The sequence below is a fragment of the Lentibacillus sediminis genome, from assembly GCF_002763455.1.
GTDB classification, from domain to species: Bacteria; Bacillota; Bacilli; order Bacillales; family Amphibacillaceae; genus Lentibacillus_D; species Lentibacillus_D sediminis_A.
The window spans coordinates 1-13,378 of record NZ_NIXK01000014.1; the positions used below are offsets into that span (position 1 = coordinate 1).

The window sequence follows — 13,378 nt, forward strand, 5'->3', positions numbered from 1 at the left end:
TTTATAATCATGATAGATACCAAAAAAGATTAAACGGCCTTAGCCCTATGGAACACAGAGCTAAAGCCGCTTAAGTCATTTTTATTATTTCCACTGTCTACTTGACAGGGGGCAGTTCAGATGGCCTGCGTTTTTCATTAATTAATTTCGGCATTTGTTCCAACCCAGCTGCAGTTGACTGTGGTTCAATAACTTTCTCCAACACAAGCCCATTTTCAATAAGCGTGTTTATCAAAGTAGAAATGGTCCTATGGTAGATTACTACGCCATCCACATACCAATCGTGTTCCCTTTTCCCTTCTTCCTGATAGTTATCCAAAGCCCAATGTAATTTATCACCTTTTTCATACTTCACCCAATGATTGCTCCCTTTTCGGGCTGTGGCTATTGGATGTTCGGTTGAGAAGATAAATTCACCATTGTTTTTTAATAGTCTACTAACCTTCTGAACCAAATTCGGGAAATCTTCAATGTAATGTACAGATAGTGAACTGATGATTAGATCAAATTGTTGATCCGGTAATTCCAAATCCTCCATCGATACACATATGAATTCAATATTATCGTGACTGTTGTTCTTTTTAGCCCGTGCAATCATATTACTTGAGATGTCTGCCCCTATTACCTTTGCTGCACCGTTTTCAATACAATATGTTGAAAAATGGCCATCCCCACAACCTAAATCCAATACTGTCTTTCCCCTCAGATCAGGCATTGCTGATTTCATTGCTGGCTGTTCTACAAAATCGTTATAGGTAATACCACTTTCACGTAAAGATATGTAATCCTTAAAGAAGGTCGGATTATCGTAAATGTTTTGTTTCATTCATTTCCCTCCCCAATATCCCAGCTATTTCCGATCCGCAATCCAATTACTTACAGCAACTATAATCACGCCCAAGCCAATTAACCACATGAGTGGATGGCCCACACCACTTTCCGACTCGCCACCAAACAAAACCAACATAAAAATCAGCAGAAACAGCGCTGACACAGAAGCTATTTTTCCGAGATGACTTGCTTTTTCCGCCTCTGACTTCTCAGGCCAAGTTAAAATAGAGAGCAACACACAAGCAAGAAGACCGTAGATTAGGATCGTCCGGTCTATGCTTATATCCGGAAAGAAATCTTTCACCAGCAATAACACAAAAAATATGCCCGCCAAAATCGTGATGATAAGATTGATTTTCCGCTTCACACCATCCCCCCTTGTACTGTTCACTCGCTGGGCCCTCTAACTATTCGCGCGCCTGAAACTCAGCGTAGCAAGCAAAATCAGCAAGGTCGTGAAACCCAGCAAAAAGAAGACTTCGCCCGTCATCGTTACAGGCTGACCGAAGAAGGTAAGGTTCAAGCCCATCTCCTGCCGTACCCCAGCACTTAAACTCTCCACATCAATCATAATATGTTTCATCAAGTCTACCCCATAGGTGACCGGGTTCAGTGTGACGAGGAAACTAACCCATCCGGGCATGTTATTTAGCGGAAACAATGCGCCGGATAAAAAGATCATTGGCATCACCAGGATGTTTACCACGAGCTGAAACCCCTGCATGGAATTAAGCAGACTCGCTACCAAAAGCCCAAGAGACGCAAATGCGCAGGCGATCATGAACATGACCGGGAGCAACAGGAGAAACGAAAGCGGATCAATCCCTATGCCGAGTACAGGCAACAGCACAAACATCATGACACCCTGCAAAAATGCAACAGAAGCGGATCCAAGCATTTTGCCAATCGCGATGTTGACCCGGGATACCGGTGATACAAGGATTTCACGCATGTACCCGAAATCACGATCCTGAATAATGGACAGCGATGAAAAAATCGACGTCATTAACAGCGTCATGGACACAATCCCCGGAAAAATAAATTCCGTGTAATTAAAATTCTCCGCATTGGTACCCGCGCGGACTAACGACTCCATCGAACCACCCATCCCAATACCAAATACCACTAAAAAAAGAATTGGCATGGAAAAAGACCCGACCATCCGCGGCCGATCTCGGAAAAACTTGATAATATCCCGCTGCCAAATAGCTATAATTCCTTCCATCAGTCATCCCTCCTATTAATCTCTGATCTCGCGGCCTGTAAATGACAGAAACACGTCATTCAGGGTAGGTTTACGAATATCCAATCCAGTAAGTGGTGTTTGCAATGTTTTAATAAACTCGGAAACAAACGCATCGCTGTTTTCCACCTTGCAGTAAATCACGTCATCTTTCAGTGACAGATCCACAACATCGAAGTTCTCCCTGATTTCTTTCATAGCCGCCTCATTATCGCTGGTGGTGATTTCGATAATATCCCCGCCAAGCTGCTGCTTTAATCGTTTTGGTGTGTCAATCGCAATAATCTCGCCGTGATCCATAATGGCAATACGATCACTGATTTCTGCTTCATCCAGATAGTGTGTTGTTAAAAACATGGTGATATTTTCTTTTTCTTTCAGTTTCAATATATATTCCCAAACATGAGCGCGTGTCTGCGGATCAAGCCCGACTGTCGGTTCATCAAGAAACAGCACCTTTGGATAGTGAAGCAGCCCGCGGGCGATTTCCAGCCGTCGCTGCATGCCGCCGGAAAATTTCTCCACTAATGTGCCAATGCTTTCCTTAAGATCGACAATTTCCAGCACCTCATCAATACGGGATTTACGCTGGGCGCGGGAAATACCATAGAACTTGCAATGCAGCATTAGATTTTCCTTGGCGGTCAGCTTCTCATCCAGCGTATTTTGCTGAAAAATGATCCCGATACTTTCCCGTACCCGATTCTGCTCTTTGACGACATCATAACCATTGATCGTCACCGTCCCGCTTGTTGGTGGAAGCATGGTGGACAAAATATTGATGGTCGTGCTTTTCCCTGCTCCATTCGGACCCAGAAAACCAAAGATCTCTCCTTGCTCCACCCGAAAATTGCTATTCTTGACAGCCTGAAAAGATTTATAGTTTTTCTTTAAATTATTAACCTCAATCAATGCTCATTTCCCCCTTTTCTCACTTGCCACTTTTGTTTCAAGGCAACAGGTAGATCCTAATGCAGTCCCTCTTTACAGAGTAAACGTTCCAGCGCAGGCATGCCATCCTTTTGTTCTTTTCCAGAGATCATCGTCTCTTTTAAAAATTTTACCGAACAGCACGATTATACACCAAGTATAGTATGAGTTGAAAGTCTTTTCTGGCAATTAATACGAAAGCGGTTTACACTATGATTAACTACGTTGCAGAGGGGTTTGAAAGAAAATGAAACATGCACTTGTTGTCGGTGGAACGGGGATGCTTCGGGAAACAACGCGATGGCTGGAGCAGCAAGGTTACCACGTTTCTATCGTTGGAAGAAATGAAGATCGACTGAATCAAACCGTGCAAGTACAGCCGGATCATTTCACAAAGATAGCTGTGGACTATACAAACTCGAATGATTTAGCCAAAGAGCTTGCGCGCACGATAGATACGAATGGTCCTATTGATTTGGCGGTTGCCTGGATACATTCAACCGCGCCCGTGGCTTTGCAGATCATTCATGACGCGATAGCCCTGTCATCTCCTAAATGGTCACTTTTTCATGTCAAAGGAAGCACCCGCTCCATTTCTAAAGAAAAGCCTTTGGAAAGTGAAAATATGGCTTATCATCAGATTTTGCTGGGATTTGTTTTAGAAGGTTATTCGTCCCGCTGGCTGACCCATCAGGAAATCGCAAGTGGAGTAATCGAAGCAATTCAGGCGAAGCAGGATGAATTTGTCATAGGAACACTGGAACCTTGGAAAAAGCGACCTTGAGTGTTAATCGGAGGTGAACATTATGGCAATTTCAATTAATGCAGTTGCTGAATATAACGATAAGGGATGTTTGATTTATTGCACAAAACATACCGGCGCTTTTGTCCGCGGGAAAACAATAGATGAAGCGGTAGCTAAATTTGATAGGGAAATTACCCAATACACGAGGTGGTTATCCGGGGATCGTCATCTCAAGAACGAAAAAGCAGATGTCCGGATTATCCAAGAAAAGAAAAGCAGTCTGCGTGTAGAGGATGCGGATTCTGATGTAATTTTTGCCAAAGAGAGACTGCCCTTAAGCGGAGAAGAATACGATCGGCTAAAAAACACCGCCTTGAAGTCAGCAGCGGATTCCAACACTCTGTATCACTCCATACCTGATAAACAATACCGTATTACCCCGCCAAGAAAAACTTTTTACGGTGAAGTTCCATGCACCGCAGATGAAATCTACACGCATACAAATAATGTAACAAACTATTATGCTGGGGAAATTGGCGTGAGAATGGATAACCTGTCCGATATAGCTGAAAACCGCATTCTAGCAATAAGCTTAATAGAATCGCTCCCCGACTTTTTAAGCAACCCTGTACACTTCGGCAGTTATGACGAAGAATGGTCACTAGGGAAAGTGCTGCGGCGCTTCATATGGCATGACCGCACCCATGCAAAATCCATGTATCGAATGGCCGCTAAGGTATGGGGAGATGAGAAAATAGAAAATCCGTTTTGTTTTGAAATTTAACATTATATCCCGGATTCTAATGTTATAATAAATCCATACACGAAAGCTGGTGATTAAAGTGGATCATACAAGCGATCAATACAAGGCTGTGGTGCAGGCAATTGAATATATGAAAAGGAATTTGGATAAAGAAATTACTTCAGAAGAACTTGCTTCTCTAGTTGGATATAGTCACTACCATTTTTCGAGGATTTTTAAAGAAATAACAGGTGTTTCTCCACGCCATTATTTGTCGGCTTTACGTATTGAGTCGGCAAAACAAATACTTGTAAACCGCTCCTCATCTACTATGTTACATACATTGCTGTCCGTTGGCTTTCGGAGTATGGGTACGTTCAGTTCCAGATTTAAGCAATATGTCGGTTTATCGCCAAAGCAATTTCAAGTAAATGTAAAGCCTTTGCACCAGTTCATTAATCAGCAAGAGAATAATATAAAGCCATTGGAAGACAGCCGCCCTTCACCTGTTTTAACTTGCTATATTGAATTTCCCGAGAGTTTTAAAGGGCTCATTTTTGTTGGCCTATTTCCACGACCAATTCCTGATCAAAAGCCTCTGCAAGGAATTGTGCTAAATCATCACCAATCAAAATGCCTCTTTTCAAACATACCAACCGGAACCTATTACGTTTTGGCTGCAACCCTTCCAATAAGTTTCAATCCAAGAGATTACTTTTTGTTGGATAGGGTACTCCGCGGAAAATATGAATATCCCATTAAAGTTACAGATTGTACAAATACAGAGATACGAATTACACTACGGGAGCCGTTGCCGACAGATCCGCCAATATTGGTAAACTTGCCCCAACTGTTATTTGAACAGAAAAAGGATAAAGCAAACTAGAAGAAAAATATAAATCGTTATCATGCTACGCTAAGCATAAAAAATATGGGAGCGATTTTATGTTGAATGAAGTATGTGCGCTTTATTGAGGATCCTGCTGGAAATCAAATTGAAATAGTAGAGTTTTCTAATTAGGAGGGATTATTCTATGGTTGAACATAACATAGTCAGTGAAATCAATAAACTGGAGCAGGAAATTTTGGAAAAGAAGAAAAGGTTAGTCGAACTCAAAAAAGCAATACCTGATAAACAAGTAGAGAATTATCTATTCCAGTCTTCTATGAATCAGGAAAAATCTCTGCTTGAATTGTTTGATGATAAGGATGAGTTGTGGGTCGTTCATAATATGGGCAAAAGCTGCGGTTATTGCACCATGTGGGCAGATGGATTTAATAGCGTTTATCATCACCTCGATGGTAAGGCAGCCTTTGTTGTTTCTTCACCGGATACACCTGAAGTTCAAGAGAGTTTTGCGGCATCACGAAAATGGCAGTTTCCAATGGTTTCAATTGAAGGGTCTGCATTTACCAAGGATATGGGCTTTGAAAAGGAAGGCTATTTTTATCCAGGAGTATCCACTTTTTATAAAGATGAACAAGATCAAATTTTCCTCCATTCACAGGCAAGTTTTGGTCCGGGAGATGATTACTGTGTCCCATGGCATTTGTTTGACCTCCTTCCTTCAGGGAGAGAAGGAATTACAGTTAAGCGAAATTTAAACTCTGAATCTCCATTCCAATTAACAAACAATATAGCAGTTGGCGTGACGGATTACGATAATGCAGTTCAATTCTATGAAAATGTCTTAGGAATGCAGATGGAGCAGGAACTTCAGAATGAGAAAAAGTTCTCAGCCAGTGGGACGAATTTTTATTTCGAAAATGCCTCGGAAAACGATGTGTACTTTGAATTCGCTGTTGATGATTTTGAAGCTGCAAAAAGGCTCCTTCTTGCCAATGGGTGCACAATCACAAAAGTGTACAGTGAAAATAGCTGCATGTTTGCTGATCCGTATGGGCTGAGGTTTCATGTATTTGAATAATAGCTGATGGCTGCATGGATTTAATAGCAGCAAAAACAAACTGAAGAGAGAGTATCTTTTGCATTGTAAGGTACATCCCTTCTATGATCAACCAGGATTAAACGAGCGATGAACACATGAAAGACGAGGATGAAAGTTGCTTTTGCACTCCCTAAACCACCCGCTATCGATCGAATAAAAACGGAAAACCAGGTTATCCTTGTAATGAATAAAACACATTGATACAATTAACATTGGATAGAAAAAAATAACGTTTCTGTCTTTAAAAAGGAATGACTACTCTTGGATAAAAACTCTCTACAAACTGAAATAGCAAGTTATATAGGAAAGCTTTTACGGGATAACTTTGGGAAAGGCCCATCTTCCGTTTATGTCTCCTTAAAAAAACCATTTATCAGCATACACTTGCGAGACTTTCTAGCTCCTATGGAACGGGTGTTAGTGTCCCAGCAGGAAACAATGAAAGTAGAAGAAACAAGAGACCTTCTCATGCAGGAGCTGATTCCTGATATCAAGGCTACCTTAAAGGTTGGCACAGGCATGGAAGTAAAGGAATTATATTATGATTGGTCCCTTCAGAATCGTTCGGGCATTTTAGTTGGGATTTTGGATAATGAGGAAGACAACGATAATAAATTAGAAAATTACCCGGAAAAAGAAGCAGTCCATCATGAGATATTGCTCATAAGCAGACAGGCGGAGAAATCCCCGGAATCTCTGGATTCTTGTTTCCTTAATGATCGAACCCTTTTAGTGAAAAGAACTGGTATCTTAGTCAGAATTGAAAAAGAGCTAATTCGGACTGGATTTGAAGAACACCTTAAGCTCACGAAAAGACAATTAGAAAAAAGGCTATTACACGGCAGTGATTTTGAAGAAATTCTTCAAAGAAACGTGGTTGATATCTTCGTTGATTGGGATTTCAAATTGGATAAAAGCTATATAATATTTATTTTACAGCCGAATAATAAGTAAGGTGGAAATGAACCGGACAATAGAGCTGGACTTAAGCCGAAAAGGATGACAATACATCCCTTTTCGGCTTTTTTTAATTTTTCAATTATCTCACACGAAGGGAAAGTGCAGACTCCCAGTCAAATTATATATCAATACACAGATTATAATAAGTGAAAGTACAATATTTTATGGAAAAGGAAGTGAATTAACTCTATGCGCTATAAACTGATTTCGAAAGGTATAAACCCTCCCAAAGTGCTTTTTAATTCCGGAACAAACACTGTTAAAATATTTGATACAGTAGAAGAAGCTAATAGAATGAAAGATGAGTTAAATGACATTACCCTCGATGATGTACATTGGGAGGTCGCTCCTCTGAACGCAGAGGGTAATCCACAGGAATGACCGGATGTACGATACTTGCTGCATTATGGCTGATGATAATTCATGATGTTTGGCAATGCTGTTCGGCGAATTCAAATAGTTTTTCGCTTATGAACAGCGTCAGCCAAGGTTCTGAATTATTATCAGCTCCCCACATTCCCCAAATCAAAATTATTTAGATGCCGGTGAGATCCGGATTGGCGAGACACCGATAAATGAGCTGTCACTGCAATCGTGGCTCAGCCAAATTGGTTATGTCTCACAGGAAAGCGCAATGATGGAGGAAGCAACCGCAAGCCTCGACAGCCGATCGGAAGAAGTGGTTCAGCAAGCACTGGCAAAGCTGATGGAAGAACGCGCGACTTTTGTAATTGCTCACCGATTATCTACCATCGTGGATGCAGATAAAATAATTCTTATTGATAAAAGAAACATCACCGGCAGCGGCAGCCATCAGGAATTGATTGGTTCACATCCTTTGTACCGGGAATTTGCGGAACAGCAGTTGACTTAGTGTATTAATTTTTAAAAAAGCAGCAAATAATGTGAGGCTGCTATGATATAATAGGAAATATCTGATAACAATCGCTGGGAAGAAGGTGAAATCTATGATTAAACTGGAACCAGGCAAAGAAGGCAAAAAATTAACTGTAGTAGATTGGCAAAACTCCACTCCGCGAAAATAAGCTGTTGTGGGATGGTGTTGCGTTTGACCCATCCGGGGAAGAAAGAGATATTTTTTGTATGGCCTTGATCTACAACATGGAGCTAAATCACCTTGTCGAAATCCTTCCTGATCATTCACGGGGAGCATTAAAAGAGGTACTTGAGGAGTATGGAAACGAATAGAGAGAAAAGGAGGCAGCCGTAATGTTACGTCTGTTCCGTCGTTGGCGCCGCCAAAGATCAGTAAATAAAGTTAAGCGGGGAGATGGTCATGCGCTAAAGCCCTATCGTTGGACGCATCTGCTTTCCCGCTCCCTATTTTACGCAAAACTGCATGAAGATGATGGCATCGTCCATACGTATGCAGTAGATGTCCATTACTTCAGTGAGGAAGAAACTGCCGAGCTGTACCGCGATGGCAAACACTATGCCACCTCCAAGCTTCCTGCAGTTTTCCCAGTGCCAGGTGGTTTCATTGAAGTAGCAATAAGTACATACGGGCTCAAGCGCATGCACTTTGTCACAGATGACGACTCAGAGTATCAGCTCTACCCTGATCGCTCGTCGACAGAAGGACTGCGAACGAGATTCGATCGTCGCTTCCCGCGAGCAAGCTCAGTTATTGGCACCGCAGCTATCGTTACATTACTAGTTTCATTGATATTAGGTCTTCCGCAGCTTGCAGCATTAATCTCTCAAATTCCCATTGTTGAGGAGTATTTAGGATCTTTCGAATCACCATTTGTACTGTCGGATTGGTTAAACACCACACTTCTGACAGCTGGGATTTCGGCTGCGATAGAGCGTACCCTCATGCTGCGGAATCACTGGTTGATCGATATGGAAACGAACTGGTGGGACGGCTGGTGAAACTATTAAAAAATTATTTACGTAATAAGAGTCCTTGATCCCATGACCCCTTTCATTATTGATTCGCAATAAAGAAAAGGCCATTTACTCCTGTTTTGTTTGGAAGGAATTTGGCTTTCTAAATGTATACTTTACATACAATTATCAACAAGACTTTTTCACATTCAGATTTTCCACCTGAAAACCATATCCTTTTCTGCCTATTTTCTCTTATAAGAAGTGGAAGGAGCGATTAAAAAGGAGTGTGAATCATGAAGAAAAAGTTTAATGAAGCTGCTTCCCCACCATGGTAAGCCTGTTTGCGATGTACTAACAACCATCGGCATGGCAAGCGAAGTACTACGTAATTATTGACTCTATCCTAGGGAGGAATCGGCCTAATGAAAGTACTATTGCTGGGCGGGACGTTATTTTTAGGAAAACATATCGCAGAACAAGCTTTGAATAAGGGGTTGGATATTACATTATTCAATCGCGGAAAAACGAATCCAGAATTCCTAAAAGAAGCAGAAGGTGTCACACATATTGTTGGTGATCGCAGTACAGCTGACATCGAAAAGCTTACAGATAACTGGGATGTAGTGATAGATGTATCAGGTATAAATCCAGATGATGTACAACGTTCTGTAGATCAATTAAAAAATCGTTGCACTAGCTATGTTTTCATCTCAAGTATCAGTGCATACAAAAATCTGGATAAAGGGCCTGTATTGGAAACAAACGCACTTCACGAACTAGATAAAGGCGACTATGGCAGCAATAAAGCTACTAGTGAGGTCATAGTAAACAATGGTTTTTATGATAACTCACTCATTATCCGACCTGGTCTTATTGTTGGTCCAGATGATCCGACAGATCGATTTACCTATTGGCCATGGAGAATGAATCAGGGTGGAAAGGTTCTCGTTCCAAATGTGAGTCATAATAAAAACGTTCAGTTTATTGATGTGCGCGATTTGGCGTCGTGGATTATAGAAGCTATTGAGCAAGGGTTGAAGGGTACATTTAATGCAACAGGTCCGAAAGAGACTCTAGGTTTCAGAGACTTTCTTTTAACATGCAAAAAACTAGTTTCACCAGAAAATACGGAGCTTTGCTGGGCAGATGAATCTGTCTTACAAGAAAATCTGGTTCAACCCTGGATAGAGCTGCCATTTTGGCTCCCTGATTCTTTAAATATGAATGGGATGATGCACGTGAACAATGACAAAGCCATAGAAGCAGGGTTAAGCTTTCGTCCCTTTCGTCCAATGAAGGATACAATAATAGATACTCTTGAATGGAGCTTACATGAGCGGAATGGGAAATGGGACGCGGGATTGGAAAGGGAGAAGGAGTATCGTGTGCTGGAAGTAGTGGAAAGTGGAAATAACGCTGTTTGAGAGTATGCTACATAAAGAAGATGATACCTCGACACAAGTATCATCTTCTTTATCTCTACATATGCTTGTTAATCCCAAAGCGCCCTAGATTTGGATAAGAATTTTGGTTAATTAACAACTAACTTCTTAATTGAGCAGGCGACATGCGGACTATTTAAAACCACTCATATCTTTATTGGGCAATCCCAATCCCACCCTTTTCTAGATTGGATTTTAAAAGAGGATTTACATTAAAAGGGACTCAGCTCCCAATGCTATTTATTCGAATACGAAACACGCCATAAATAAAACGTGGCATAGGCCTCCCAGCCTTTCCATGGGACTGCCATCTTGAGAATCTCTTCCTTTGTCGGTTTCCGATCCATTCCCTTCAATATTTTTAACGCATTTTGGAGCCCGACATCAGCAATCGGAAAAGCTGCTGGGTAGCGAAGAGAGCGCACCAGCACATAATTCGCAGTCCATGGGCCGATTCCACGAATTTTGATAAGCGCCTTTTCAATTTCCTTAAAATCATTCAGCTCCAGCAGCTTTTCTTTTGTAAGCTCCCCGATCGCCATTAACCTGGCAATCCCTATAATATATTCACTTTTTCTACCCGTCATTTTAATGTCTGCCATGTCCCGGGCGCTGAGTTTTGCTATTTTTTTATACGAGGGGAACACCCAATAGCGTTTCCCTTTATACTCGAAAGCATCACCGAATTTCTCGACGAATTGTCGCTTCAATGTGTAAGCAAACCGCAGATTGATCTGCTGACCCAAAACACCCCAGCACAGCGCTTCGAATAAGTCGGGCATTCCAACGATTCTTAAACCATAATATTCCCCAATGAGCGGTCCGAGCATTGGATCATTCTGAGCTATTTCATAAAATGGCGCCAGGTCTGTGTCAAGATCAAACCAGTCCCGGATATAATCGATAACAGCTGCTCTGATTTTATCAGATTCAGGCTGGTCCCCTGCTAAAAACCGGACGAACAACTTGTGATTGTCCGGGGAACTAATCTGCACAAGTGTACGTACATCATCAATAACAACTACACGTGTAATTTTTTCATCTTCTATTTCATACATCATTTCATTTTTATCCCGTTGCAAGTATTCAAGATTTGGCTTGAATCGAAACTGATCAGGGACTTTAATGAAAATGCTTTCGTGGTCCCAGTGTTCTGCCATAAAGAAAATCCCTCCAAAGTCCATCTTATACTATAAGATAAAAAACCGCTCACCGCTTCTCCGCCGTCTCCCCTCTCATCGAAAGAAGCGTGCCAGTAAGTACGGCAATTTCTTTCTTGGTTTTTCTTATCTCAAGCGATTCAATCTGTTCAAGCTCTTTTTCACTTATGCCGGATATTTCGGATAATTCTTTATAGCTGACACCGACCTTCTCGCGCATCAGTTTTACATACCAAATTTTCTTTTTATAGGTTTTGTCCATTTCGAGGTAGTCGATGAACGGTTCTGGGGTGATTTCCAATGTGTGATAGGCCTCGACAAACACTCTCGCTGTATTATTGTAGGCATCATCAACTGATCGATGCGGTTTTCCAACAAATCTTAATCCTAAGAGCTTCACCGCTGAACCCAAGCCAATAAGATTTCCTTTGCCCTGATTCACTTCCATTGAAAAGGCATCCTGCAGATCAAAATACTTCCTGTGCTCTACCATGTCGAAGTCCAAATGATAAGCCTGCATATTCTTCAGCAAAATCCGCCGGTCCACTTCTCCCCACGAACAGAAAATATACGGTTCTTTGCCAACCCAGCTGTCAAAACTCCTTATTACAGTCGGCAATCTCAGCGCCAGCCAGCGTTCGGTATCCTTCATATTGGTAAATTTTCTGTTTCGCCGTGACACACGCCGGCGCGACCTGACGTAACAATGGAATCTCCTCCCGATCAGGATCATCCCATCAAGCACACTCACTTCCACCGCCCCAATTTCCGTGATTTCCTGCCCCCTGACCTTCCCCTTGCGAAAAATCGGACTCCACTCCAGATCAAACACGATAAACTTCATCCCTTCCCCCCTCTCCACATGTGGAAAATAGGTCTTTTCCACATGTTGAATTTTATTTCGACATGGGAGGGGGAGAATCCTTGCAGGGAGGGAAATTTTTATTTGAAACCGGGTGGAAAATTGCAACTCAATTACGGGCTTTTTCCTTGTGGATGTATTTAATTTGACCATAAATAAACGTAAAAAAGCCCACTTTGAGTCTATCAAAATGGACTTTTCTTTGCTCATCCAAAACCATCATTTGATTGTTTGTTTCTCCCTATTCTCTAAAGAAACCATTCATCTAACACTTCTCTTTTCCTGGAAAAGTGTTATTCATCCATCTTTCGCCATTTTGCTCAATCAGCCTTTCCCCGGATCAAAAAATGATCTGAAAAGCGTGTTTTTCTTTATTTTTCTATCGGTAACGTATTTGGTTTTATTAACTCTTCTACTTCCACAGGCTTCTTTTAATAATTGATCCATACGGTCGTTTACGATACTTTTGTAGATGTCTAAATGAAAATGCACGATATTACCTCCCTAAAAGTTGTTTAATTCGTTTATCATACAACCGGGAAGGCTTCTGGTCTTCGGCATTCAACGGAAGATCACCCTGCAAATAATCCCCCTTCGCGAAAGGATTATTTACAATTTGGGCCTGAATATGGGTTTTGAACATGCTTGTTTTCTACGTTT

15 protein-coding genes and 1 pseudogene are annotated in these 13,378 nt (G+C 41.5%); 9 read left to right on the plus strand and 7 right to left on the minus strand.

Annotated features, from left to right (window positions below; translation table 11 throughout):
• Positions 1-97 precede the first annotated feature (97 nt).
• From CEG13_RS17175 to CEG13_RS17190, 4 genes are read right to left on the minus strand one after another with little or no spacing between them, the layout of a single operon-like run.
• Complete coding sequence (locus CEG13_RS17175) at positions 98-826, minus strand: class I SAM-dependent methyltransferase (RefSeq protein ID WP_100013125.1); 729 nt, start codon at positions 824-826, stop codon at positions 98-100.
• Positions 827-850: 24 nt separating this feature from the next.
• Positions 851-1,198 carry a hypothetical protein gene (locus CEG13_RS17180; RefSeq protein ID WP_100013126.1) on the minus strand — a complete coding sequence of 116 codons (348 nt, stop codon included), beginning with the start codon at positions 1,196-1,198 and terminating at the stop codon, positions 851-853.
• 36 nt (positions 1,199-1,234) lie between these two features.
• A complete protein-coding gene (locus CEG13_RS17185) occupies positions 1,235-2,056 on the minus strand; it encodes an ABC transporter permease (RefSeq protein WP_100013127.1) in 822 nt (273 codons plus the stop codon).
• 15 nt (positions 2,057-2,071) lie between these two features.
• On the minus strand, positions 2,072-2,986 hold the full coding sequence (locus CEG13_RS17190) for an ATP-binding cassette domain-containing protein (protein WP_100013128.1): 915 nt from the start codon (positions 2,984-2,986) through the stop codon (positions 2,072-2,074).
• Between the two features lie 265 nt (positions 2,987-3,251).
• Here CEG13_RS17190 and CEG13_RS17195 point away from each other — a divergent pair, with 265 nt between their 5' ends.
• The 9 genes and pseudogenes from CEG13_RS17195 to CEG13_RS17235 all read left to right on the plus strand — a co-directional run bounded on the left by CEG13_RS17195 (position 3,252) and on the right by CEG13_RS17235 (position 10,678).
• Positions 3,252-3,788 carry a short-chain dehydrogenase gene (locus CEG13_RS17195; protein ID WP_100013129.1) on the plus strand — a complete coding sequence of 179 codons (537 nt, stop codon included), beginning with the start codon at positions 3,252-3,254 and terminating at the stop codon, positions 3,786-3,788.
• 22 nt (positions 3,789-3,810) lie between these two features.
• Positions 3,811-4,533, plus strand: a complete 723-nt coding sequence (locus tag CEG13_RS17200; RefSeq protein ID WP_100013130.1) for a hypothetical protein — start codon at positions 3,811-3,813, stop codon at positions 4,531-4,533.
• Positions 4,534-4,591: 58 nt separating this feature from the next.
• On the plus strand, positions 4,592-5,377 hold the full coding sequence (locus CEG13_RS17205; RefSeq protein ID WP_239984699.1) for a helix-turn-helix domain-containing protein: 786 nt from the start codon (positions 4,592-4,594) through the stop codon (positions 5,375-5,377).
• Between the two features lie 148 nt (positions 5,378-5,525).
• Positions 5,526-6,419, plus strand: a complete 894-nt coding sequence (locus CEG13_RS17210) for a DUF899 family protein (RefSeq protein ID WP_100013131.1) — start codon at positions 5,526-5,528, stop codon at positions 6,417-6,419.
• A gap of 282 nt (positions 6,420-6,701) precedes the next feature.
• Positions 6,702-7,394 (plus strand): Na-translocating system protein MpsC family protein, encoded by a 693-nt coding sequence (locus CEG13_RS17215; protein WP_100013132.1) that lies wholly within the window; start codon positions 6,702-6,704, stop codon positions 7,392-7,394.
• 195 nt (positions 7,395-7,589) lie between these two features.
• Positions 7,590-7,781: a hypothetical protein gene (locus CEG13_RS17220; RefSeq protein WP_100013133.1), complete on the plus strand. Its 192-nt coding sequence runs from the start codon at positions 7,590-7,592 to the stop codon at positions 7,779-7,781.
• A gap of 160 nt (positions 7,782-7,941) precedes the next feature.
• A pseudogene (locus tag CEG13_RS17225) lies at positions 7,942-8,274 on the plus strand (hypothetical protein); the annotation flags it as partial.
• A gap of 356 nt (positions 8,275-8,630) precedes the next feature.
• Complete coding sequence (locus CEG13_RS17230; protein WP_204758499.1) at positions 8,631-9,296, plus strand: hypothetical protein; 666 nt, start codon at positions 8,631-8,633, stop codon at positions 9,294-9,296.
• A 380-nt stretch (positions 9,297-9,676) separates the two neighbouring features.
• Positions 9,677-10,678 (plus strand): NAD-dependent epimerase/dehydratase family protein, encoded by a 1,002-nt coding sequence (locus CEG13_RS17235; RefSeq protein WP_100013134.1) that lies wholly within the window; start codon positions 9,677-9,679, stop codon positions 10,676-10,678.
• A gap of 254 nt (positions 10,679-10,932) precedes the next feature.
• Here CEG13_RS17235 and CEG13_RS17240 read toward each other — a convergent pair whose 3' ends face one another.
• The 3 genes from CEG13_RS17240 to CEG13_RS18845 form a co-directional block, all read right to left on the minus strand.
• Positions 10,933-11,856 (minus strand): DNA-3-methyladenine glycosylase 2, encoded by a 924-nt coding sequence (locus CEG13_RS17240; protein WP_100013135.1) that lies wholly within the window; start codon positions 11,854-11,856, stop codon positions 10,933-10,935.
• Positions 11,857-11,905: 49 nt separating this feature from the next.
• Positions 11,906-12,700 carry an exonuclease domain-containing protein gene (locus tag CEG13_RS17245; protein ID WP_158234721.1) on the minus strand — a complete coding sequence of 265 codons (795 nt, stop codon included), beginning with the start codon at positions 12,698-12,700 and terminating at the stop codon, positions 11,906-11,908.
• A gap of 342 nt (positions 12,701-13,042) precedes the next feature.
• A complete protein-coding gene (locus CEG13_RS18845; RefSeq protein ID WP_158234722.1) occupies positions 13,043-13,210 on the minus strand; it encodes a hypothetical protein in 168 nt (55 codons plus the stop codon).
• Positions 13,211-13,378 lie beyond the last annotated feature (168 nt).

What these genes read in the sequence shown, in the direction of transcription:
- CEG13_RS17200 (WP_100013130.1), top strand. Translation starts at nt 3,811, where the DNA reads ATGGCAATTTCAATTAATGCAGTTGCTGAATATAACGATAAGGGATGT.
- CEG13_RS17210 (WP_100013131.1), top strand. Translation starts at nt 5,526, where the DNA reads ATGGTTGAACATAACATAGTCAGTGAAATCAATAAACTGGAGCAGGAA.
- CEG13_RS17195 (WP_100013129.1), top strand. Translation starts at nt 3,252, where the DNA reads ATGAAACATGCACTTGTTGTCGGTGGAACGGGGATGCTTCGGGAAACA.
- CEG13_RS17245 (WP_158234721.1), bottom strand. Translation starts at nt 12,700, where the DNA reads ATGAAGTTTATCGTGTTTGATCTGGAGTGGAGTCCGATTTTTCGCAAG.
- CEG13_RS17230 (WP_204758499.1), top strand. Translation starts at nt 8,631, where the DNA reads ATGTTACGTCTGTTCCGTCGTTGGCGCCGCCAAAGATCAGTAAATAAA.
- CEG13_RS17235 (WP_100013134.1), top strand. Translation starts at nt 9,677, where the DNA reads ATGAAAGTACTATTGCTGGGCGGGACGTTATTTTTAGGAAAACATATC.
- CEG13_RS17175 (WP_100013125.1), bottom strand. Translation starts at nt 826, where the DNA reads ATGAAACAAAACATTTACGATAATCCGACCTTCTTTAAGGATTACATA.
- CEG13_RS17240 (WP_100013135.1), bottom strand. Translation starts at nt 11,856, where the DNA reads ATGGCAGAACACTGGGACCACGAAAGCATTTTCATTAAAGTCCCTGAT.
- CEG13_RS17185 (WP_100013127.1), bottom strand. Translation starts at nt 2,056, where the DNA reads ATGGAAGGAATTATAGCTATTTGGCAGCGGGATATTATCAAGTTTTTC.
- CEG13_RS17220 (WP_100013133.1), top strand. Translation starts at nt 7,590, where the DNA reads ATGCGCTATAAACTGATTTCGAAAGGTATAAACCCTCCCAAAGTGCTT.